This is a genomic window from Bacillus sp. J14TS2 (assembly GCF_018333015.1).
Taxonomy (GTDB): domain Bacteria; phylum Bacillota; class Bacilli; order Bacillales; family Bacillaceae_C; genus Lederbergia.
Map to the genome: position 1 here is coordinate 187,774 of NZ_BORE01000003.1, position 22,524 is coordinate 210,297.

General features: G+C 39.4%; 14 protein-coding genes. All 14 read left to right on the top strand.

Features of this window, described 5'->3' with window-relative positions; all coding sequences use genetic code 11:
• Position 1: 1 nt before the first annotated feature.
• The 14 genes from KI375_RS05750 to KI375_RS05815 all read left to right on the top strand — a co-directional run bounded on the left by KI375_RS05750 (position 2) and on the right by KI375_RS05815 (position 22,215).
• Positions 2 to 1,309: a glycoside hydrolase family 125 protein gene (locus KI375_RS05750; RefSeq protein ID WP_212972575.1), complete on the top strand. Its 1,308-nt coding sequence runs from the start codon at positions 2 to 4 to the stop codon at positions 1,307 to 1,309.
• Positions 1,310 to 1,404: 95 nt separating this feature from the next.
• Complete coding sequence (locus KI375_RS05755; protein WP_212972576.1) at positions 1,405 to 2,751, top strand: sulfatase family protein; 1,347 nt, start codon at positions 1,405 to 1,407, stop codon at positions 2,749 to 2,751.
• Positions 2,752 to 2,788: 37 nt separating this feature from the next.
• Entirely contained in the window at positions 2,789 to 3,400 is a 612-nt protein-coding gene (locus tag KI375_RS05760; RefSeq protein ID WP_212972577.1) for a YesL family protein, read from the top strand.
• Between the two features lie 5 nt (positions 3,401 to 3,405).
• Complete coding sequence (locus KI375_RS05765; RefSeq protein WP_212972578.1) at positions 3,406 to 6,516, top strand: alpha-mannosidase; 3,111 nt, start codon at positions 3,406 to 3,408, stop codon at positions 6,514 to 6,516.
• A gap of 398 nt (positions 6,517 to 6,914) precedes the next feature.
• Positions 6,915 to 9,344, top strand: a complete 2,430-nt coding sequence (locus KI375_RS05770; protein WP_212972579.1) for a COG1361 family protein — start codon at positions 6,915 to 6,917, stop codon at positions 9,342 to 9,344.
• A complete protein-coding gene (locus tag KI375_RS05775) occupies positions 9,341 to 10,279 on the top strand; it encodes an ABC transporter ATP-binding protein (RefSeq protein ID WP_212972580.1) in 939 nt (312 codons plus the stop codon). The genes KI375_RS05770 and KI375_RS05775 overlap by 4 nt, the downstream gene beginning before the upstream one ends.
• A complete protein-coding gene (locus KI375_RS05780; protein WP_212972581.1) occupies positions 10,276 to 11,130 on the top strand; it encodes an ABC transporter permease in 855 nt (284 codons plus the stop codon). Before KI375_RS05775 ends, KI375_RS05780 begins: the two co-directional genes overlap by 4 nt.
• A 2-nt stretch (positions 11,131 to 11,132) precedes the next feature.
• Entirely contained in the window at positions 11,133 to 12,737 is a 1,605-nt protein-coding gene (locus tag KI375_RS05785; RefSeq protein ID WP_212972582.1) for a hypothetical protein, read from the top strand.
• A 19-nt stretch (positions 12,738 to 12,756) separates the two neighbouring features.
• Positions 12,757 to 13,746, top strand: coding sequence for an AAA family ATPase (locus KI375_RS05790; protein ID WP_212972788.1), 990 nt, complete (start codon positions 12,757 to 12,759; stop codon positions 13,744 to 13,746).
• 95 nt (positions 13,747 to 13,841) lie between these two features.
• Complete coding sequence (locus tag KI375_RS05795) at positions 13,842 to 14,612, top strand: DUF58 domain-containing protein (protein ID WP_244852321.1); 771 nt, start codon at positions 13,842 to 13,844, stop codon at positions 14,610 to 14,612.
• Between the two features lie 9 nt (positions 14,613 to 14,621).
• A complete protein-coding gene (locus tag KI375_RS05800; RefSeq protein WP_212972584.1) occupies positions 14,622 to 16,433 on the top strand; it encodes a vWA domain-containing protein in 1,812 nt (603 codons plus the stop codon).
• Positions 16,417 to 19,212, top strand: coding sequence for a VWA domain-containing protein (locus tag KI375_RS05805; RefSeq protein ID WP_212972585.1), 2,796 nt, complete (start codon positions 16,417 to 16,419; stop codon positions 19,210 to 19,212). Before KI375_RS05800 ends, KI375_RS05805 begins: the two co-directional genes overlap by 17 nt.
• A 941-nt stretch (positions 19,213 to 20,153) precedes the next feature.
• On the top strand, positions 20,154 to 21,080 hold the full coding sequence (locus KI375_RS05810) for a metallophosphoesterase family protein (protein WP_212972586.1): 927 nt from the start codon (positions 20,154 to 20,156) through the stop codon (positions 21,078 to 21,080).
• Positions 21,081 to 21,204: 124 nt separating this feature from the next.
• Positions 21,205 to 22,215: a histidinol phosphate phosphatase domain-containing protein gene (locus KI375_RS05815; RefSeq protein WP_212972587.1), complete on the top strand. Its 1,011-nt coding sequence runs from the start codon at positions 21,205 to 21,207 to the stop codon at positions 22,213 to 22,215.
• The last annotated feature ends 309 nt before the right edge of the window (positions 22,216 to 22,524 follow it).

Here is a 22,524-nt window from a genome sequence, read left to right on the forward strand (position 1 = left end):
CATGACCAATATACCAGCTTCATTGCAAGCGATAATCGAGCAAGTCAAAACAGCTTTTCCAGGAGAGGAAAAGCTACACGAGATGTTTGCTCAATGTTTTGTTAACACGTATTCAACAACTTTAAAACAACTTGATGATGGGACCACCTTCGTTATTACTGGAGATATTCCAGCAATGTGGCTGCGCGATTCTGCAGCTCAAGTCCGCCCTTATTTAATGGCGGCAAATGAAGATGAAGCGATTAAAGAGATGCTTGTTGGTGTCGTTAATCGACAAATCCAATTTGTTTTACATGATCCTTATGCGAATGCCTTTAATGATTCCGCGAATGGGAAAGGACATCAAACAGATAAAACAGAAATGACGCCGTGGATTTGGGAGCGTAAATATGAGATTGATTCCCTTTGCTATCCAATTCAATTAGCGTACTTACTTTGGAAATCAACAGGGGAAACAAGCCATCTAAACGCAGATTTCCATGAAGCAGTCCGCACGATTGTCAAGGTATGGAAAACAGAGCAAGATCATGAGCAAAACTCTCCATATCGTTTTGAACGAACAGAAGATAGACCACAAGATACATTAATTCGGGATGGAAAAGGTTCAAAGGTTGTACCAACTGGGATGACATGGAGTGCATTCCGTCCAAGTGATGATGCTTGCACATACGGTTATTTAGTACCTGCCAACATGTTTGCATCTGTTGTGATGGGCTATGCCGCAGAAATCTGCGAAACTGTTTTACAAGATGTAGAGCTAGGCAAAGAGTGTGCTGACTTAGGACAAGAAATCCGTGAAGGCATTGAAAACCATGCGGTAATCGAACATCCAATGTACGGAAAAATCTATGCCTTTGAGGTAGATGGAGCAGGCGGCTATCAACTAATGGATGATGCCAATGTGCCGAGTCTAATGTCAGCTCCGTATCTAGGTTATTGTGATTTTGATGATGAAATCTATCAAAACACACGAAACTTTATCCTAAGCCGAGACAATCCTTATTATTATGAAGGAAAAGTAGCTAGTGGGATTGGTAGTCCGCATACACCAGATCATTATATTTGGCATATTGCTCTCTCTGTACAAGGTATGACGAGTATTGATCAGAAAGAAAAGGAATCGCTCTTGCGTACACTGTTGAGTACAGATGGTGGGACAGGCTTTATGCATGAAGGCTTTAATGCATCCAACCCAGAAGCATTTACGCGCGAGTGGTTTGCATGGTCAAACACAATGTTTAGTGAATTTGTCCTTAGCTATATTGGAAAAACCGTCAAAGGTAGTCCACTACAGCAAAAACAACAGTAATTTTAAAAAATAGCTATGTCTTCCTGCGTCTAATTACCTTGATAATTAGACGCAGGCAAGCTATATACGTCATACATAAGTTGGAGTTGAGAAGGATGAAGAGGAAAAAGAAAAATGTCATCTGGGTTTTTGGCGATCAGCATCGTGCTCAAGCTCTTGGTTTGAATGGCGATCCGAATGTTCATACACCTAATATTGACAATCTTGCAGCATCAGGTGTCCATTTTTCCAATGCTGTTTCTGGTTCACCTCTATGCTCTCCAGCGAGAGGCTCAATTTTAACAAGTCGCTATCCGCATAAATGTGTTCCCGGACATGAACATCGGCTGCCAGAGGATCAACCGACAATCGCCCATGTGTTCAATGAAGCAGGGTATGATACCGCTTATTTTGGTAAATGGCATATCGATGGATATCATGAAGAAGCTGGTAGAGCGGCACATCATATCATTCCACCTGAAAGAAGAGGCGGATTTAAAAAATGGCTTGGTTACGAGAACAACAATAGTCAATGGGATTGTTGGGTTCATGGTGGTGAAGGAGAGGAAGCGTTTCATTATCGCTTGCCAGGTTTCGAAACAGATGAAATGACGAATCTTTTTATCGATTATATTGAGGAAAAGGGAATGGAAAAACAGCAAGGGAAGGAAGATCCATTTTTTGCTGTCTTATCTGTCCAACCCCCTCATGATCCGTATATCGCTCCTGAAGATTATCGGAAAGAACACACACCTGCCAACATCCAATTAAGGACCAATGTTCCGAATGTTTCCCGAGTTGAGGAGCAAGCTAGAAAAGACTTATCGGGATACTATGCGATGATCGAAAATTTAGATTGGAATCTTGGCAGAATTCAACAGGCTCTTCAAGCGGTAGATTTAGCTTTCGATACCCATATCATCTTCTTTAGTGACCATGGGGATCTACATGGATCACACGGACAATTTAAGAAACTGAGTCCATATGAGGAATCGATCCGGATTCCGTTTATAATTGGCGGTGAACAACCTTTTTATGAAGGAAGAAAAACTGGAAATTGTTCGCTACCTTTCAATCTTGTCGATATCGCACCAACGACATTGGGGCTTTGTGAGATTGACAAGCCCGAGTGGATGGAAGGAACGGACTTCTCTTCCCATCGTTTAACCGATTGTCCGGTTGATGCAGAGCCGGATGCTGCCTTTTTACAATCGGTTATCCCGACTGGACATGGTGACAGTGTTGATAAACCATGGCGAGGGATTGTCACAAAGGACGGTTGGAAATATGTTTGCTTTGAAGGGGCTTCATGGCTTTTATTCAATCTGAATGAGGATCCATTTGAACAGATAAATCTTGCCCATAATCCATTTTATCTTGAAAAAAAGCGGCAATTACAGGAGCGCTTGCAAAAATGGATTGAAGAGACTGGAGATCCTTTTATATTACCAAAAACATGTTGAGCTGAAATAAAGATTACACTTTGGAGGTTGGTCAAGAATGAAATTGTTTCAAATAGTAAGTGAGTGGCTACTCCGTTTGATATGGACCAACCTCTTATGGATTGGATTTACCCTGCTTGGATTAGGTATTTTCGGGATCATGCCAGCAACTGTGGCCATGTTCACGATTGTCCGCAGATGGACAATGAAGGATTTCGACGCACCAATTTGGTCAACATTTAAAACTACATATTTTAAAGAATGGAAAAAGAGTAATTTGGTTGGGGTGATCTTTGCTTTGATTGGGATTTTTCTATTTCTTGATCTTAGCTTTTCTGAGCAAATGACAGGATTTTTCTCGTTATTTCTATATGTCTTCTTTCTTGTTCTATCGATCATTTATTTCCTAACACTAGCGTTCTTTTTCCCGCTTTATGTGCAATATACGTTCTCAATCAAAGAATATGTAAAACAATCACTGTTCCACGCGATTGCGAGCATAAAAGATATTATTATCCTTTTACTTGGGCTTACCCTTATTGGCTTCCTACTAACAAAAGTTCCAGGGCTTATTCCTTTTTTAGGAGGAGTTCTTCCAAGTTATTGGATTATGACGATTTGTATGAAACGATTCCGTAAAATGGAAAAAAACACAGTAATCAAGGAGTGATGAAGTTGTTTTTAACAGAAAATAAATATGAAAATCGTATTCGTGAATTAGCCAATTATCGTTATCGTGATGGTGTTTCTATCGAGGAATTTATCATTCAAGAGGATGCTGGGGAAATCGGTGCCTATCCACCTGCGCAGTATGATTCACAACAAAAAATGAGTTTAGGTGATCATTGGAAAGGTCGAGATCGCTATTTATGGCTTCATGCGACAGTGGAGGAGCAGCAAAAATTATCAGGGAAACAAATGGTTGGCCTTTTCTCATTCGGCCGAACAGGTGGAGGAAACAACTCAGGATTCGAATCTTTGCTATTTGTGAACGGAAAACCTTATCAAGGGGTGGATTCTAATCACGAGGAAGTTTTATTTGATGACGAATATACGCAAGGTCCTTTACGTCTTGACTTTCGCCTTTGGTCCGGCATGGAAGGGGGAGGCGTCCCGCAGGAACAAGAGTATAAGCTGGAAAAAGCAGAGATCGCCTGGCTTGATTCAAAAGTGGATAATTTATTTTATACATTGTATGCCGCCTTTGAAATATTAAAAGAAACGGCAGAGGCTGATCCGGCTCATTTAACATTAAGCAAGCTGATTGGCGATGCCCTTAGGCTGATCAATTGGACAGAGCCAGGTAGTGAGGAATTTTATCAATCTTGTTATGAGGCTGAAGCCGAGTTGATGAAGGCTGTTGATGGGATCGATCCTACATCTGAAATTACGATCCATACTGTTGGTCATACACATATCGATGTTGCATGGTTATGGAGATTGAGAAATACTCGGGAAAAATCAGCTCGTTCTTTTTCAACTGTGTTGAATTTGATGAAGCGATTCCCAGAATATTTATTCTTACAAACACAACCACAATTGTATGATTATATTAAATCTGATTATCCAGAAATGTATGAACAAATCAAAGCGAAGATTTCGGATGGGAAATGGGAAGCAGCTGGTGCGATGTGGCTTGAGGCTGACTGTAATATCCCAAGTGGTGAGTCACTTGTGCGGCAAATCCTTTATGGAAAGGAATTTTTCAAAAAGGAATTTAATGCCGATAGTACTTATCTCTGGCTTCCAGATGTATTCGGCTATAGTTGGGCGCTTCCACAGATTTTGAAAAAATCAGGGATTAACACGATGATGACAACGAAGATCAGTTGGAACCAATATAACCGGATGCCACATGATACTTTCTATTGGAAAGGGATTGATGGATCGGAGATATTGACACATTTCATTACAACACCTGAACCTTGGAATGGACCAGATTCTTGGTTCTATACGTACAATGGCTTTATTACGGCTAAAACAGTCAAAGGCTCATGGGATGGCTACCGAGATAAAGAATTGACAAAGGATTTGCTTGTCTCTTATGGGTATGGTGATGGTGGCGGCGGAGTAAACCGTCATATGCTTGAGATGAGACGCCGTCTCGATCAGCTTCCAGGGATGCCAAACGTCAAAACTTCTACAGCAGGAGAATTTTTCGAGAAACTCCATGAAAATGTGAAGGAATCAGATGGTTATATTCATAAATGGGATGGCGAATTATATCTTGAATATCATCGCGGCACGTATACAAGCCAAGCCTTTATGAAAAGGATGAACCGTCAATTGGAACTGCAATATCGTCGGGCTGAAATCCTGACTAGTTGGTTATCACAAACTGGCGAGTGGCAAGGCAATGACGCGTTAAAAGAAGGCTGGAAGATCATCTTACGTAATCAATTCCATGATATTATTCCAGGCTCCTCTATTACTGAGGTTTATGAGGATGCGAGAAAGGAATACGAAGAAGCATTTAAGATTGTCGATCAGGTGGAAGCAGAGATTTTATCTACTCCATTAGAAAACGCAGATCAAGCAGTTACGCTTTATAATGCTTCACATATAAAGAAGGCAAGAAATGTGTGGGTTCCTGAGCACGTAGGAGAAGATGGTGTTTGGAAAACAGCTGATGGGGTTATATTACCGGCTCAAAAACAAGTGAATGGTTGGCTTGTAGAAGTGGAATCTCTTCCAGCTTTTGGCGCGAAAACTCTATACTTTGAAGCCGCTGCAAGATCGGAAGAAGACACCCCGTTCCATTATGCTGATCAGAAGCTCGAAACGCCTTTCTATTCAGTAGCATTCAACCAATATGGACAAATTTCCAAGCTGTATGATAAAGAGGCTGAACGCTCCATCCTTGCTGAAGGTGAGAATGGCAATGTCTTACAAATTTTTGAAGACAAGCCACTTGCCCATGATGCATGGGATATTGATATCTTCTATCAAGAAAAAATGGAAGAAATCCGTGAATTGGTCGCATTTGAAGTCAAAGAAAATGGGCCACTAGCAATAGAAATTCAAGCAAAATGGCATTATCATAAATCCGAATTCACGCAAAATATTATCTTTTATGCGAATGAACGCCGGATTGATTTCAAAACGAATGTTGATTGGCATGAGAAAAATAAGTTATTAAAAACAGCGTTCCCTGTCGATATTCGTGCGACAGAAGCGACGTATGATGTCCAATATGGAAATGTGAAACGTCCGAATCACTGGAATACAAGCTGGGATATGGCACGCTTTGAATCTGTTGGTCATCAATGGGCCGACTTATCTGAAGCTGGCTTCGGAGTTAGCTTATTGAATGACTCCAAATATGGGTATGATATTAAAGAAAATCGCATGCGCTTGTCTCTGCTAAAAGCTGCGACACATCCAGATCCCCATGCGGACCAAGGACAGCATACCTTTACGTATGCCCTTTATCCTCACACTGGTGATTGGCGTGAAGCGAAAACAGTAGAAAAAGCGTGGGATCTAAATGATCCTGTCTTGACTCTCCAAGGAGAATGGAAAGATAATGAATCCTTCTTTGATTTACATTCCGACCATATTTGGGTTGATGCAGTGAAGCCTGCCCAAGATGGAAATGGCGTGATCATTCGCGTACATGAGTATGAAGGACGTAGAGGAAAAGCGGCATTGGAAGTACACAAACCAATCAAAAAGTGGGTAGAGACCAATCTAATAGAAGAATCAATCGGCGAAGAGCTATCTAGTTCGTCTCTTGAATTTAGTATTAAACCATATGAGATTAAAACTTTTAAACTAAGCCTATAGAGGATGTTCAAAAAATAAGGATCAAAGGCTAAATTCGCGACATCCTGTCGCAACGCCTTTGTGACCTGCGTCCTGCAGGCCTCGGTAAAAATGACGCTGCGAATTTCTTCGTTGGCTTGCTTCTTCGCTGCTCATGTATTAAAATGCATACATTCCGCTGCTCGAAGCTGCGCCGCCTCGAACTTCTTGGTCCTTTTTATCCTCCTTTTTGAATACGCATCTATAACATATGTAAAACCAGCTCCAGTGCGGGCTGGTTTTTTGTACATATCCCTGAATAATTAATTTTTGCTATATTCCCATATTTAGAAGTTCTGTATATTTTTTAAACCATTATGTGTTATATTGTTTATATATTTAGAAAATTAATAGAGGCTCATTACAGTAGGGGGAGTATGGTGAAATCATTTATAAAAATCGCGGTTTTTATCCTGTTTTTTATTGCTTTTGTGTTTCCACAGTCTGTTGCTGCAAAGGAAGAGATAGACATTTCAGTTCAATATGGAATTGATGGAAAAGTACAAATTGGCAAAGGATTTCCTATGGAGATCACGCTTACAAATAAAGGGGAAGATCTTTCAGGAGATCTCGTTATTTATTCTAATCCAAATTATCGATCAGAGGGAAATATCGTTGTTCCTATTGAGCTTCCAACTGGGGAAGAGAAGGTAGTGAATGTCTCAATCCCAGGGCAAGTCGAAAATTACTATTCTAATCCGCAGTCAAGCAAGAATTCGCTCATTCGCTTTTATAAAGGTGGTTGGAAAGATGGAGAAGAAATAAAAGGGGCAATGGGGAAAAAAGTAAATCCAAGTTTTTTTCCGGAAAATCGGTTGGTTTTAGGCGTTTTAAGTGACTCACCCGATTCATTGAATTATTTGAAACTCTCGAAATACAATGCTGAGTCAATTGAACTTATCACATTGAAAGAAGATGATATACCAAATGATGCCACAGGATTAGAGATGTTTGATGTTCTGTTGATCAATGATTTTAATCTATCAACTGTTTCTACTGAAAAGCAACATGCTCTGAAAAACTGGGTTCGTTCTGGCGGGCATTTAATGCTGGGGAGTACCCCAGGGTTATCTCAACAGCTAGGCGAGCTGCAAAATCTTTCTTTATTACATATTGATGATCAAACATCTTTTGATGATCTGAAGTTTTTCGCAACAGCAGAAAATGAAAATAACCCCTCTTTTAGCCAGGTTGACATTATGACTGGAGAGGTGTCTGAGCATACAAAGGTTGTTTATGCGGATCACTCGCTTCCAATGGTAATGAATAAAAGCTTTGGACTTGGTGAGGTCACTCAGTTTTCATTTAATGTGGGAAGTGAGACGCTTGCCACATGGGAATTATATCCTGCCTGGTGGGAAGATATCCTGCAAAAAACGGTTGATAAATTTACCAATGGCCAGCAGTACATGATGGAGGAATTGTCCGATCAATTTGGAAATATTGTCAATTCCTTTCCGTCTTCATTTTTGCCAGTAACTGCACTGATTGTGTTATTCAGCGTTTATCTGATTCTATTGATACCTGGCCTTTACTTTCTTCTGAAAAGGCTAGATAAACGGGAAAACTCATGGTGGATTATTCCTAGTGTCGCGATCATCGTTTCGGTGGTTATTTTTCTTGTAGGAGCAAAGAACCGGATTGCCGGCTCACAAACGAGTGATGTGAGTATTCTCTCTATCGACGATGCTGGTATTGCCAGCGGATATGGGGCAGTATCAATCCTGACAAATAGTGGTGGCGAATATCCATTAAATATAAGTCCCAGGGGCTTTAATCCATTTCCTTTAACTACTGACTACAATTATGATGAGCTGAATTTGAATCATGCGATGGTGGAAAAAGGGCAGGAGCACACAAAAATAACATTTAATAATGTTGAATATTGGTCAATTCGATCTGCCATAGGGGCTATCCCTTCTATCGATACAGGGAAATTGGTGGCAGATTTAAAAGTTGATAATCAAAAGCTTGTTGGTACGATTAACAGTGCCCTTTCAATGGATATAGAGGAAGCCTTTTTATTATCAGGATCAAACGCTTATTCACTAGGTGAGATTAAAGCTGGGGCGCCTACTGAAGTTTCAGTCAATACGGAGAAATCAGATATACCGCTTAGTGCACCAAGGAGTGATGCCGCTAATTCGATATACCAGGGTGCTGCCAGTGGGATGTACGGCCAAAGTGCACCAGATAATAAGGAAAGTTTAGATGAGTGGAAAAAGCAGGAACTGCTGCGAATGATGCTGGCATATGAAATACATCAGCAAAATTTAAATCAGCCGTTAATCGTCGGTTTTTCAACAGATTCCATAATCTCAATTGAAATGGATAAAAAGCAGTCGAATTCCGGGTCACAGACATTGATCACTCAAGCTGTAGATATCACTTCCTCTTTTGAAGGTGATTTTACGCTAACTGAGGAAAAACTTCAGACAGCTATTTCCATATTGGAAGGAGTCAATGCAGACATTATTCATAATGGTCTACCTGAAGGGGAAAATTTACTTGTGGTAGAGCCAGGTAAGTATCAGATAACCTACCAATTGCCTGAACAAATGAAGATAAATAATGTATCGATTCATAAGCTTCAAGTTAAGCTTTCCCAGGAAGATACAGCTTTTTCTATTTTCAATGTTGAAAAAGGAGAGTTCCTTCCGCTTGAGGATCGTTCAATGGTATTTGAAGAAAACGCACATGAATTTTTAGCTGAAGACGGCTCCATTGTTCTGTCCTTTGAGAAAAGCGGTTCGAGTAATCCTGAGGTTCGTGTTCCAGCTGTCAGCCTGGAGGGAGAGTATAAAAAATGATTGAAACAATAAATTTGACGAAAAAATACGGTAGCTTTACAGCATTGAATGAGCTGAATCTCAAAATTGAAAAAGGGACTGTTTTTGGATTTGTCGGTCATAATGGTGCAGGCAAATCAACGACCTTTTCAATATTGGCGACATTACTTGCCCCAACTTCTGGAGCAGCATACGTTAATGGATATGATGTGACAACAGAGCCGAAGAAAGTTCGAAATCATATTGGCTATATGCCAGATTTCTTTGGGGTATATGATCAATTTAAAACAGTCGAATACCTGGATTTCTATGGAGCGAGCTATGGAATCAGTGCAGCAGAACGAAGATTGCTGATACCGCAATTATTAGAGCTTGTGAATCTTTCGAATAAAGGTGATGTATATGTTGATGTACTGTCACGTGGTATGAAGCAGCGTCTTTGTCTTGCTAGGTCCCTTATTCATGATCCAGAGGTGCTTATATTGGATGAGCCAGCTTCCGGACTGGACCCACGTGCCCGGATCGAGATGAGAGAAGTTTTAAAAGAACTGAAAAATATGGGGAAAACCATTCTCATTTCATCCCATATTCTTCCAGAGCTTGCCCAAATGTGTGATGAATTAGGTGTCATTACAAATGGTGAACTAGTTGCATCTGGATCTGTAGCTTCCATCCAGAATCAGCTGCAGGCAAATAAGGTTATCAATGTCAAGCTTGCCTCTGATGTAGAAAAAGCTGTTTCTTTTTTTGAAGATGATCCTCGGGTTTCAACAATTACGAAAAATGAAAAGTATACAGATATGCTGTCATTCGCATTTACAGGTAGTGATGCAGAACAGATAGAGTTGCTCAAGAAAGCACTGGACAGCGGTCTTGCTATTTTAGGTTTCAGTCAAGAAGAATCGAATTTAGAGGATGTATTCTTGGAAATCACGAAAGGAGTGGATTTCTCATGAAGTCAATTTGGATAAACCCTGTGCTAAATAAAGAAATCAAACTCCGTTTTCGTTCCTTTAAAAGTTTTCTAGGTGTATTTTTTTATCTATTGGCTATAGGGGGGATTGCTATTGGTTTTATCCTTTTGAATACGATTTTTTCTTATTCTTCCACATTCATATTTCGTCCGGAACAAAGTAGGACAATGTTTATGGTGTTATCATTTGTGCAAATGGCGCTAGTCCTTTTCATGACACCAGGTCTAACTTCAGGTGTTATTAGTGGAGAAAGGGAGCGGCAAACGCTGAATATTTTGTTAACAACACCGCAATCATCAACAAGTATCATCTTAAGCAAGCTTTTTTCATCGATTGCCTATTTGCTATTGATGATGATTGCATCGCTCCCGCTCTATAGTATAGTATTTCTTTTTGGCGGTGTTTCACCAAGCTTACTTTTCATAACATTTGGCCTTTACCTTGTGACAATGCTGACAATTGGCAGTATCGGGGTGCTTTTTTCTACAATCATTAGAAAAACAATTGTTGCCACCATTATTACATATGGGATCACTTTGTTTATAACAGCAGGAACTGCGTTTATAACCCTATTTGCCGTACAGTTTATCAGCTATCAAAGTGCAAACCAGACTTCGGTTTTTCCATATATCACATCTATGTTTAATCCATTCATTATTTTGTTCAATGCATTTGAGGAAGGAATGGCAACTGAGATTAATAGAATCTCAGGAATTGAGTTTCCTATGACAGCAGCTTTCATTATTTCATTTTTACTGATCAGTTTTCTCTGTCTGTTTATCAGTATTAAGAAACTCCGTCCGGATAAGAAAGTGAAAAAAGGAGCTGCCTGAAAATGAATGAGATAAAACAATTTTTAAAATTGTTGACTGTCTGCAAGCGCAAGCTTCTTATCGAACACTTTAGCAGCTATTGTCATATGGGGTTATTACTTGTCGGTGTTGCAACAGTACTTACAGCCACAATCGCTCGAGTCACGCCGATTATGTATTTCTATCAATCGCTTTTGATCCTTGCAGGAAGTATCATGCTTTTTACAATCATTGTCGCCTATTTTAAAAAGCCTGACAATACAAATGCAGCGGCTTTATTTGATCATTACGTGGCTGAAGACAGAGTGAAAACAGCATTGACCTATTTAAAAGATGAATCTGCTTTTAGTCAGCTACAGAGGCGCGACGCCTTATCACATATGAAAAAATCCTTGCCAGAAATTGAGAAAAGCCAACTAAAGCTATTTTATTGGAAAAAATTGCTGATTTCCTTATTGCTGATTATTCTTGCGGGATTATCGCTGATTTTTCCAAATGATGTCATGGAGACTGCTAAACAGCAGGAAACAGATAAGAAAATAGTGGAAGAGGCGAAAAAGGAAATAGAAAAGTTAGTTGATGATGAAACAGTCAGTGAGCAAATAGAAGAATTGAAGAAAGAAACAGCCGATATAGACAAAAGTAAAGAATTGCTGGCAAAGCTTTTGGAAAAAGAAACTGGTCTTGAAGAAATGAAGCAGGATGCACGAACAGATGAACAGCGATTACAAAAATTAGCTGATGGTTTAAATGAATTTGATGAGCTTCAGGCTGCATTAAATGAAGTTGATTCTGAAAAGATGAAACAAGCACTGAAACAATTGAGTGAAGAGCTGCCAGCACTTTCTAAACAGCAACAACAGGATTTGGAAAAGTTGTTATCTGATGTTACTGGGGAAAAAGCAAGTGACTTTGCTGGGATGACTGAAGAAGAAAGGGACGAACTGCTGTCAGCTTTAGAGGAGCAGCTTGGTACTTTAATCGAAAATGCTGCCTCACTAAATCAATTGGCAATCTCTCAGGAGCAGTTGCAGCAGCTAGCGACTTCATTGAATCAAAGCATGACAAATAATGGCATATCGAATTCAGGTAAGCTTTCATTTGCTTCACAAAATGCCAATAATCAGGGGGACAATGGGCAAAACTCTAGTGGAAATAACGACAATTCAAACGGTCAGGAGCAAGGTGAAGGTGGGCAGGATGGACAGGGGCAAGATGGGCAGGGACAAGGCTCAGGAAATGGCAGCGGGTCTGGCTCGGGAAACGCATCAGGAGCAGGAAATGGCTCTGGTAGTGGTTCCGGCTCTGGTAGCGGAAATGGCGGAAGTGGAGCGGGATCGGGGTCCGGTGCCGGGTTTGGGCAAGGCTCCCGTGAATTGATGATTCCTGAAAAAATTGATGGAGAAGAATCAATAGAAAATGATTTGGGAGAATTGGGAGAAGGCAGTGGTGAACAGCAATTGGCACCTGAAGCTCCTGTATTAAAAGGAAACATACGGTCATATGAAGAAGTCTATGGCAATTATGAGCGTACTTATCGCGAAAGTGTGGAAAGAATGGACTTACCTGCATATTTGGAAGATGCAGTGAAAGAGTATTTTAGTGAACTTAATCCGGAAGGGGAATAAGGATTTGCCTGATATTCAAATGAAAGAAAAGCAGCATCAGGAAGTAATGGACAAAATAGCAGCAGCAAAAGCTGAAATAGCATCATTTATTGTTGGACAAGATGAAATTATTGATCAAGTGTTATGGGCAATATTTGCTGGAGGACATGCGCTTTTGGAAGGCTTGCCTGGACTTGGGAAAACAATGCTTGTTCGTACTGTTTCCGAATGCTTGGACTTAACTTTTTCCAGAATACAGTTTACACCTGATCTGATGCCTTCAGATATTACCGGAACGATGATGATTGAACCTTCCGATGATGGGAAGCGGCAGTCATTTGTTTTTCACGAAGGCCCAGTGTTTGCCAATATTGTATTAGCGGATGAGATAAACCGGGCAACACCAAAAACGCAGAGCTCACTGCTTGAAGCAATGGGGGAAAAAACGGTAACTGTCATGGGCGATACAAAACAACTAGAGGAGCCCTTTTTTGTATTGGCAACACAGAATCCACTGGATTTAGAAGGTACATATCCATTACCAGAAGCGCAAATGGACCGATTTTTGCTAAAAATTAATATTGAGTATCCATCAAAAGAGGATTTGAAACAGATCATTGTAAATACTACTGGAACAAAGACAAACAGCTTATCACGGGTGATGAATGCTGCTGAGATCATCGAAATCCAGCAGTTAGCTTTAGAATTACTTGTTTCCGAGGAAATACTGGATTATGCGGTAAATATGGTCATGGCAACACATCCCGAGACGGAAAACTCTCCGGAATCCGTAAAGAAATTTGTACGCTATGGAGCTGGACCACGCGGGTTGCAAAGTTTGGTCAAAATTGCAAAAGTGAGAGCACTTGCGAGTGGAAGATACCATGTTTCAAGAGGAGATATCAAACATGCTGCATTGCCTGTCCTAAGGCACCGGCTTTTCTTGAATTTTGAAGGGGAAGCGACAGGGATCAGCAGTGATGAAATAATTAAAGAGATCATCGAAACAATTGGTTCTGGTCAGTCATGAAAGAACTGTCAAGCACACTCATGTACAGGCTCTCTAAGCATCAATTGCAATCAAAACGAATGAGGCGTGGACATCAAAAAGGCGGGAGACGTTCGATGAGATCTGGTACTTCATTGGAGTTTTCCGATTACCGTTTTTATCAGCCTGGTGATGATTTACGACAGATCGATTGGAATGTATATGCAAGGACAAACAAGCATTATATCAAAAGGTATCTTGATGAACAGGAATTAGTCATTTCCCTTTATATTGACTGCTCCAAATCAATGGCACTTCTTTCAAGAAAGTGGGAGTTTGCCAAAGGACTTACTGCTGCTCTTGGATTCATGTCTCTTGCAAGTGATGATCGTGTGGGTGTTTTTCCAATTGGTTCAGACAGTCATCCTTTTATGTACAAAAAAGGACGAGCCTTTTCAAACCGGCTTATTCAATATGTACAGAATATCAATTCAAATGAGCTGCCGATTACCTTTTCAGAATCGATTCAAAAGGTGATTCAGCCAAAGTCCAGTATATCGATCTTGATAAGTGATCTAATGGAAGCACCTGAAAAAATCGAGACCGCTCTAAAAAAAATGCAGGGCTACAAACAGGAGTTATTTGTGATTCAGATTTTGACTGAAGAAGAGATCAATCCCGCCTTTCAAGGAGATCTCGAGTTGATTGATAGTGAAACGCAAAACTTTATGAATGTTTCTATGAGCAGTTCAATAAAAAAACAATATCAAACAAGACTTCTGGGACATACCGAAGCAATCCAGAAGTTTTGTCATACGCGGGGAATTGGTTTTATTCAATGTAATGCCAGTAGCTCCCTGGAAGATGTTTTATTCAAAGAACTATTATCAAAAGGCTGGATTGTGTGAGGTGAGTCTATGCGGTTTTTAACACCTGGATTTTTTGGATTATCAGTCTTTTTACTAGGGGTTATCCTGTTTTATTTATTTAGAAAACAATATGAAAAACAAATTGTACCATCAACATTTTTTTGGCAGCAGGTAATGCGAGAGTGGCAAGCGACGAAATGGTGGAGGAAAATACAGCAACACTTGCTCTTATACCTGCAATTACTCATCCTTACATTATTAATGTTTGCTTTAGTTCGTCCTTATATTGGCGTTAGTGACCTTTCAGGGGAACAAATTGCAGTCGTTATCGATACGTCTGCATCAATGACAGCACTAGAAGGTGAGAATAATAGATTAGAATTGGCAAAAGAAGAGATGAATGAGCTTATTGATCAATTGGATACTCAGAGGCTGACAGCCATTCTTGCTAAACAAACACCAGAAATATTATTTTCGAATGAAACCAATAAAAGTGAGATGCGGCGTGCTATTGAGAATATATCTCCTTCTTTTCAAAGTGAAAATATCGATAAATCTGTTCAATTAGCCAATCAGCTGTTATCAGATTCAAGTGGGGAAATACATGTTTTTTCTGATCGCGCAAAGCATGAGGAAATAACGGCTGCCCATTTGAGCCATAAGACTGAAGTACATAATATTGGAACAACGACAAATAATTTATCCATTCATACATTCGGCGTGGCTAAACAAGATGATACTGTGAATGGGGTATTGTCAATCGCGAATGAAATGGACGAACAACAGCAAGTTACCATTCAAATCGTTTTTGAAGATGAAAAACTTGCCGAAATTGAAGAAACAGTTGATCCAGAAAAGCCGACCCAGATTCATATCCAGGACCTGCCAGAAAAGCCTTATTATAAAGCTATGATTGTTAATAAGGATCATTTTCAGGCAGACAATGTCAGTTTTGCATTTCTTGGAGAGGACAGACAGCCAACTTTTTATTTGGTGGGTGAGATGAATTCATTTCTCACAAAAGCTTTATCGCATTTAAGCACCGATATTATCCAAATTGAAGAACTGAATGAAGTTCCACAAACAGAAAACGCAATCTATGTGCTTAGTAACGTTCCAGCTGAAAACTGGCCAAATGGACCAAAGCTTATCATTTCACCAACAGAGGGTGAACCATTTAATATCAAAAATGAGCAGATGTTACAGACAGGATTAAAAGCGGTTAGCGATGATTCCCTTCTACAGTTTGTAGATATAGAGGAGGTCTATATTCAAAAAAGCTATCCATTTACTACGCCAGAGCTCCAAGCAATTGTATCGAGTGGGGAAACTCCCATAATCAGTAAAGGGAATTACCAAGGAAATCCGATTATATTTCTTGGGTTTGATATAGAGGATACTGATTGGCCAATGCATTCCAGTTTTCCAATCTTTTTATATAATGCGATTGATTATCTCACAGATCAAAACCAGCTGCTTGGATATTTACAGTCGAGTGAAAGAAAAGAAATTGCTTATTCCACTGGAGTGACCAGGAGTACTATTTTAAATGAAGAGAACGAGAAAATAGCTGACATGAATGTAGATAATTCCATTTTAATTGCTCCAGAACGCCCTGGTCTATACAAGGTTGCAGAAGAAACAGAATTTGGCTTAAAAGAGCGGCTTTTCGCAGTTATTGTGGATGAAGAGGAGAAATACATTTCACCAGAGGACAGTTTTACAATTGAAAGTGAAAATGAGGAAACTGGTGGAGATAATCAGAAACACCCAAATGAAATTTGGACTGTTCTTGCAATCCTTGCATTATTCATTTTATTTTTGGAATGGGAGGTATATCGCCGTGGGATTACAGGTTGAAAAACCCCTATTTCTATTATTACTAATACCGGCATTCATTGTCTTATATCTTTACTGGAAAAAGAATAAGGTAACCCCCCTTATTGAAAAAAATATCATTTTAACGATTCGATTTCTCATATTTGCTATCTTGATTTTATCTTTATCTATACCGAATATTTTATATCCAGTTAAAGGTATCACAACCGTTTTTGTTATTGATCAATCTGAAAGTGTTAAGAACCAAGAAGAGGAAATGTTTGCTGCAATTGAACAAGCGATTAGTGGAATGGAGCCAGAAGACAGCTATGCGGTTATTTCAACAGCAGAAAATGCACAAATAATCCAGTCACCATCAAACAGTGAACAAGGATTGATCACGAACGTCAATATAGAAAATAAATCTTATACAAATTTGGAAGAGGGGCTGCAGCTTGCTTCCAGTTTATTGTCTAGCGATAAAAAAGGACGGATTGTTTTAATGACAGATGGAAATGAAAATATGGGTGACGCTAGACAGCAAGTAGAACTTTTGCATGGTCAGGAAATTCCCATTGATGTACTTCCATTTAATCCTTCTATTCAAAAAGATGTCGCAATTGAAAGTTTTAGCAGCCCCTCAACTTTGTATCAGGGAGAAAATGCAAAGTTATCTGTCAATCTATCAAGTACGATGGATACAAAAGCTAGAGTAAGAATTACAAAGAATAATGAAACAGTGATTGATGAAGAGGTTCAAGTGAAAAAGGGGGAGAATTCCTATAGTTTCGTTGATTTCATAAAATCCTCAGGTGTTCATAATTATAAGGCTGAAATCATTTCTGATGATGATGGTGTTTCACAAAACAATCAGTCATTTGCTGTTGCTGAAGCAAAAGGACCTCCTCAAATCCTAATGGTGGATGATGGAACGGATGGGGATAATTTACTGCAGGCATTAGAAGCATCCGATCTCACAGTGACTAAAACAAAACCAGAATTATTGCCAACATCTCTATCTGGTTTTTTAGAGTATGAAATGATTATTTTCAATAATATTTCCGCTACTGATGTGACTCAGGAACAAATGGAAATGATTGAAAGTGCTGTTCGTGATTTTGGCAAAGGTTTTCTCATGGCTGGGGGAAATAAGAGTTATGGTCTAGGCGGTTATTTCAAAACACCGATCGAAAAATTATTGCCGGTTGAAATGGATTTAAAAGGAAAGAAAGAACTGCCATCACTCGGAATGGTTATCGTACTGGATCGATCTGGTAGTATGAGTGGCTACAAACTGGATTTGGCAAAGGAGGCGGCGGCACGTTCCATTGAATTACTCCGTAATAAAGATACATTAGGCTTTATTGCTTTTGATGATAAACCATGGACAATCATTGAAACAGGTCCCCTTGATGACAAAGTAGAAGCTGCCGAAAAAATCCGTTCTATAACAGAAGGTGGAGGGACGGAGATCTTCACACCACTTGAGCAGGCCTATAATGAACTAAACGATTTAAAATTACAGCGAAAACATATCATATTATTAACAGATGGACAGTCAGCAACAAATGGGAATTATTCGGAACTAATTTCAACAGGACTCGAAAACAATGTGACATTATCGACGGTTGCAATTGGCAGTGATGCTGATCGCTTTCTACTGGAGCAATTAGCAACAGAGGGAACAGGAAGATTCTATGATGTCCAGGATGCTTCCACCATACCAAGTATCCTCTCAAGAGAAACGGTTCTAACAACAAGAACGTATATTGAAGATAATCCTTTCTATCCAATGTACACAGAAGGAAATAACTGGGGTTCGGTATTTGAAAAAGGTGTTCCAGTAATGAATGCATATGTAGCCACAGAACCAAAATCAAGAGCAGAAACGATTTTAATGAGTGAAAAAAATGATCCTGTTCTAACAAGATGGCAATACGGACTGGGAAATACTGTTGCATGGACATCTGACACCAGTGGTGAATGGGCAGGCGAGTGGCCAGCCTGGTCAAACTGGCCGTCATTATGGAATGAAATCATTACATGGAGCTTTCCAACATATGAAAATGAATTATATGATATAGAGCAAACGATAGACGGGAAGGATATTAAACTGGATATCACCTCCTTAAATCAGGATATGCTACCAATTGAAGCTACTGTAGTGGATGAAAAGGGCAAGCAAATTGAAGCAGATTACAGAATAAAATCCCCTGGTGAGCATGAGGTGAATTTTACTGCAGGAGCGGGTATTTATTCTTTGCAGCTTGCTAAATTTGATGGCGAAGATATCACTTCAACTTTCCAAACAGGTATTGTTGTTCCATATTCCAAGGAATTTAAACTCCAAAATCAAAATAATACACTTTTAAATGACATAATAGAGCTCGGAAATGGGAAAATTTTAACAGATCCAGAAGAAGCTTTCCGGCCAATTGATATAGAAAAATCTAAAAAACAGCCGATTACGATGCTGCTTCTCTTAATAGCTTTTCTGTTGTTCTTTGTCGAAATTGCTATAAGAAGGTTTGGCGTAACATCTGCAGTTGAGAAAATCCGTTCCTTCAGCAATCAAAAGGCTGATAAAAAGGAGAAAAAAGAAAAGGAAATAAAGCAAAAATATTCACGACTTAAAAAATCTTCTTCAAAAGTATCTGCTAAACCTAAAGGAGAAATTAAAAAGGTGCAAACAGATGTGATAAGAAAAGTGGATAAACAACCCAAAACAGAACGGAAGAAAGACGCAGAACAGCCAAATAATGATAACAATGAGCGCCTTAAAAGGCTGCTAGATGCGAAAAACAGAAGAAATAAGTGGTAAATACAAATTGATGAAGGAAATTCAGAAAAAGTAGTCGGAATTTGGCATGCTAGAGATAACTTCAAAGTCTTACCTATTGAAGTCTATAACGTAAATGAAGAGTCGGGGACAAAACGACAAAGAAAGTTAAGTTCTAAAACCGAACAAGGCATTACCTAAGCGAAGTATATTTTCGGAGCGGGGGATATGCATCATACTAGTTCGGTTTTTTCTTTGGAGAAAACACTTTTGCCCAAGGCTCTTTTTTGTTTAGGTTAAGGAAACTATAAATTCTTGGCTTGTGGATAAATGTTTACATTGCGGTTGGTGTCTAGCTCCAGCGCCCAGCGGCTAGCAAACTTTCAGCTTCTGCTTGGGTAAGTCAACATCCATTCTCTTTCAAGGTTTCCTTATTAGTAAAGTTTGTACATCGTTAAACGGGCGCTTGCGCTTTTCTTAGACTGTATTCATCAATAAAAAACGAAGAGAGCTTCATTCCTTCTCTTCGTCCTTTTCGTTGTTGCCAACTTATTGAACAGCTGCTTTTCTTTGTGCAGATTTCTCTTTTTTGCTTTAGTTACTTTTTGAAACAAGGAAAAGGATTGTCTATGAGAGCGCTACGCATCAAAAATTCAGTGAAAACGCGGAAAAAAGTACGTAGGAAGTTCTACGCACCAAAAATTCAGTGAAAACGGAGAAAAGTGGTGCGTAGGGCGGCGCATTTTTAGCCGTTCATCCTTATTAAGAAAGTTTGTACGTCGCTAAACGGGCGCTTGCGCTTTTGTTCCTAAAAAACACCCAAATGAGCGTAATATCAATCTAGTTGAAATTTTGTAAAAATTATATTGACGTGTTTCGACAATTGTTGTATATTGTGTTTGTGTATTTGTTAAGTTTTTTGTGATTTTAATTGTATTTATGTGAGAGTTTTTGCGATGTATAAGAATAGGGGGAGAGAAACAGTGGAGGGATCATTAAAATTTCGAGCGGATCAATCGTTTAAAATTATTCAATTTACTGACTTACATATTGGAGGAGAAGAGAACCATTTGCCTGATCAAAAGACGTTTCGTGTAATCAGCGAAACCATTCAACACGAAAAACCTGATTTAATTGTTGTGACAGGTGATCTGATTTGGAGTGAAGGGGTAGAACAACCTGAACAATCCTATCGCAGGGTATTGGACCAAATTTCTCAATGGGGGATTCCATTTACCACTGTCTTTGGCAATCACGATGCAGAAGCAAATGTCACACGAGAGCAGTTATTTGCCATTAATGCTGAGTATAAACATTTTTTAGGAATGGCTGGACCTGAAGATATTCATGGTGTTGGCAATTATTCGCTTACGATTCAATCTTCAAATAAAGAGAAAAATGAATCCGTTTTACACTTTTTAGATTCAGGTGATTATGCACCAAAATCTGTTGGCGGCTATGCATGGGTTCATCCTGATCAAGTAAGCTGGTTTCAAGCAGAATCGAAAAAGTATGCAAACGGTAAAGAAACAATTCCCGCACTAGCCTTTTTCCATATTCCACTACCTGAATATCGCGATGTCCTAAACATTGGCAAAGTGTCTGGAAATAAATTGGAACAAGTTTGTGCCCCTGTGATTAATAGTGGTTTATTCACAGCTTTACTAGAATCAGGTAATGTCATGGGTACGTTTGTGGGGCATGATCATGACAATGATTACTGTGGCGAACTTCATGGTATTTCCTTATGCTACGGGCGGATAAGTGGATATAATGTCTACGGATCATTACAGCGGGGCGCAAGGGTTATCCAATTGTATGAAGGGCAACATAAATTTGATACATGGATCAGGCTGGATGATGGGAAGGTTATTGCTCCTTACACACATGAGCATAAAATTAATGACTAGCATCATAGGATGTGCTGACTTCGAGGACGTGTCGGCACATAGTCGAAGCCCCTCTATCCCAAGTAGGGCTTTTTGAACAACTAGCTCCGGGTCAAGGATGCATCAAAGAAAAGGAGTGAAAAACTTGAAAATTGATTATCATTTACATTTGGAGGAAGGACCTTATTCACCCAATTGGTTGAAGCGGACATTTGAAGCAATCAATCATCTAGACAATAATTCTCAATCTTCGCACACACGAGAATGGATGCTTGAGCAAACAGAAAAATTACATAAGCGGCTGATGGGTGGCCCTTTTTCGATGGAATGGTTGGATTTATATTTACAACAAGCGAAGCATTTAGGTATCCAAGAAGTTGGGATCGTGGACCACTTATATCGCTTTAAGGAATATAAACCGTATTATGAAAAACATATTCATCTAGAGGATGATGAGCTTGGAAAGTTGCAGAGAAAATGGCTCGACCAGGTTTGCGTGGAATCAAGGGATGAATTTATCGCACTTATTGTGGATGCCAAACAAAAATGGGCAGAAAATGGTGTGAAACTTCATTTAGGCGTAGAAACAGATTATTTCCTTGATGGGGAAGAGGAATTGCGAGAAATTCTCGAAGATCATCCGTATGATTATGTGATTGGCTCTGTGCATTTTTTTAATGGCTGGGGGTTTGATAACCCGAAAACTCAGGATTTGTTCCTAAACTATGATTTAGTTAAGCTTTATGATGAGTTTTTCCAATTAGTAGAGAAGGCAATTTCCTCACAGTTATTCGATTTCGTCGCACATCTGGACAACCTGAAAGTTTTTGGCTATCGACCTGATGAAGAAAAACTTATGCCAGCTTATCGTCGAATAGCTGAGAGATTAGTAGAATCAAATACGGCTACTGAGATCAATGCAGGGCTCTATTACCGCTATCCAATTAAGGAAATGTGCCCAAGTCCCAATTTTCTAAAGGTACTAGCAGACTATCAGGTACCACTGACCGTTTCCTCAGATGCTCATTATCCAGATGATCTTGGGAAATTTGTTGGGATGCAATTGGAGGCATTACAAAATGCGGGCATCCATGAAGTGGTCACATTTGAAAATGGCGAAAAGATCAAGCATCAGATTGAGAAAGTCTTTACTTAAAATAAATATAATGCTGGGACAAAGGTGATATCACCAAAGAAAAATGCATATTCCCTGGAACGGAAGAATATATTCCGCTTCCCGCAGGCGAGTGGCAAGTCTCATCAGGGTTCGCCTTCCGGGACTTGCTGAACTCCTACTTCTATGTAGATTTCCTCCGCTAAGGAAATGTCTTGTTTGCCCTTGGAGTTTGGTATTTAAGTTATGTCCCAGCTTATAGAACCTAGATGATTTTATTCATATCTTTTATCTGACGAGTTTTCTATTTATTTATTATTTTGCCAATAGTAAATACTTTACGGTTTCAGT

Bases quoted from the DNA above. Each gene is read 5' to 3' on its own strand.
- KI375_RS05795 (WP_244852321.1), top strand. From the start codon at position 13,842: ATGAGATCTGGTACTTCATTGGAGTTTTCCGATTACCGTTTTTATCAG.
- KI375_RS05750 (WP_212972575.1), top strand. From the start codon at position 2: ATGACCAATATACCAGCTTCATTGCAAGCGATAATCGAGCAAGTCAAA.
- KI375_RS05780 (WP_212972581.1), top strand. From the start codon at position 10,276: ATGAAGTCAATTTGGATAAACCCTGTGCTAAATAAAGAAATCAAACTC.
- KI375_RS05785 (WP_212972582.1), top strand. From the start codon at position 11,133: ATGAATGAGATAAAACAATTTTTAAAATTGTTGACTGTCTGCAAGCGC.
- KI375_RS05755 (WP_212972576.1), top strand. From the start codon at position 1,405: ATGAAGAGGAAAAAGAAAAATGTCATCTGGGTTTTTGGCGATCAGCAT.
- KI375_RS05775 (WP_212972580.1), top strand. From the start codon at position 9,341: ATGATTGAAACAATAAATTTGACGAAAAAATACGGTAGCTTTACAGCA.
- KI375_RS05790 (WP_212972788.1), top strand. From the start codon at position 12,757: ATGAAAGAAAAGCAGCATCAGGAAGTAATGGACAAAATAGCAGCAGCA.
- KI375_RS05760 (WP_212972577.1), top strand. From the start codon at position 2,789: ATGAAATTGTTTCAAATAGTAAGTGAGTGGCTACTCCGTTTGATATGG.
- KI375_RS05800 (WP_212972584.1), top strand. From the start codon at position 14,622: ATGCGGTTTTTAACACCTGGATTTTTTGGATTATCAGTCTTTTTACTA.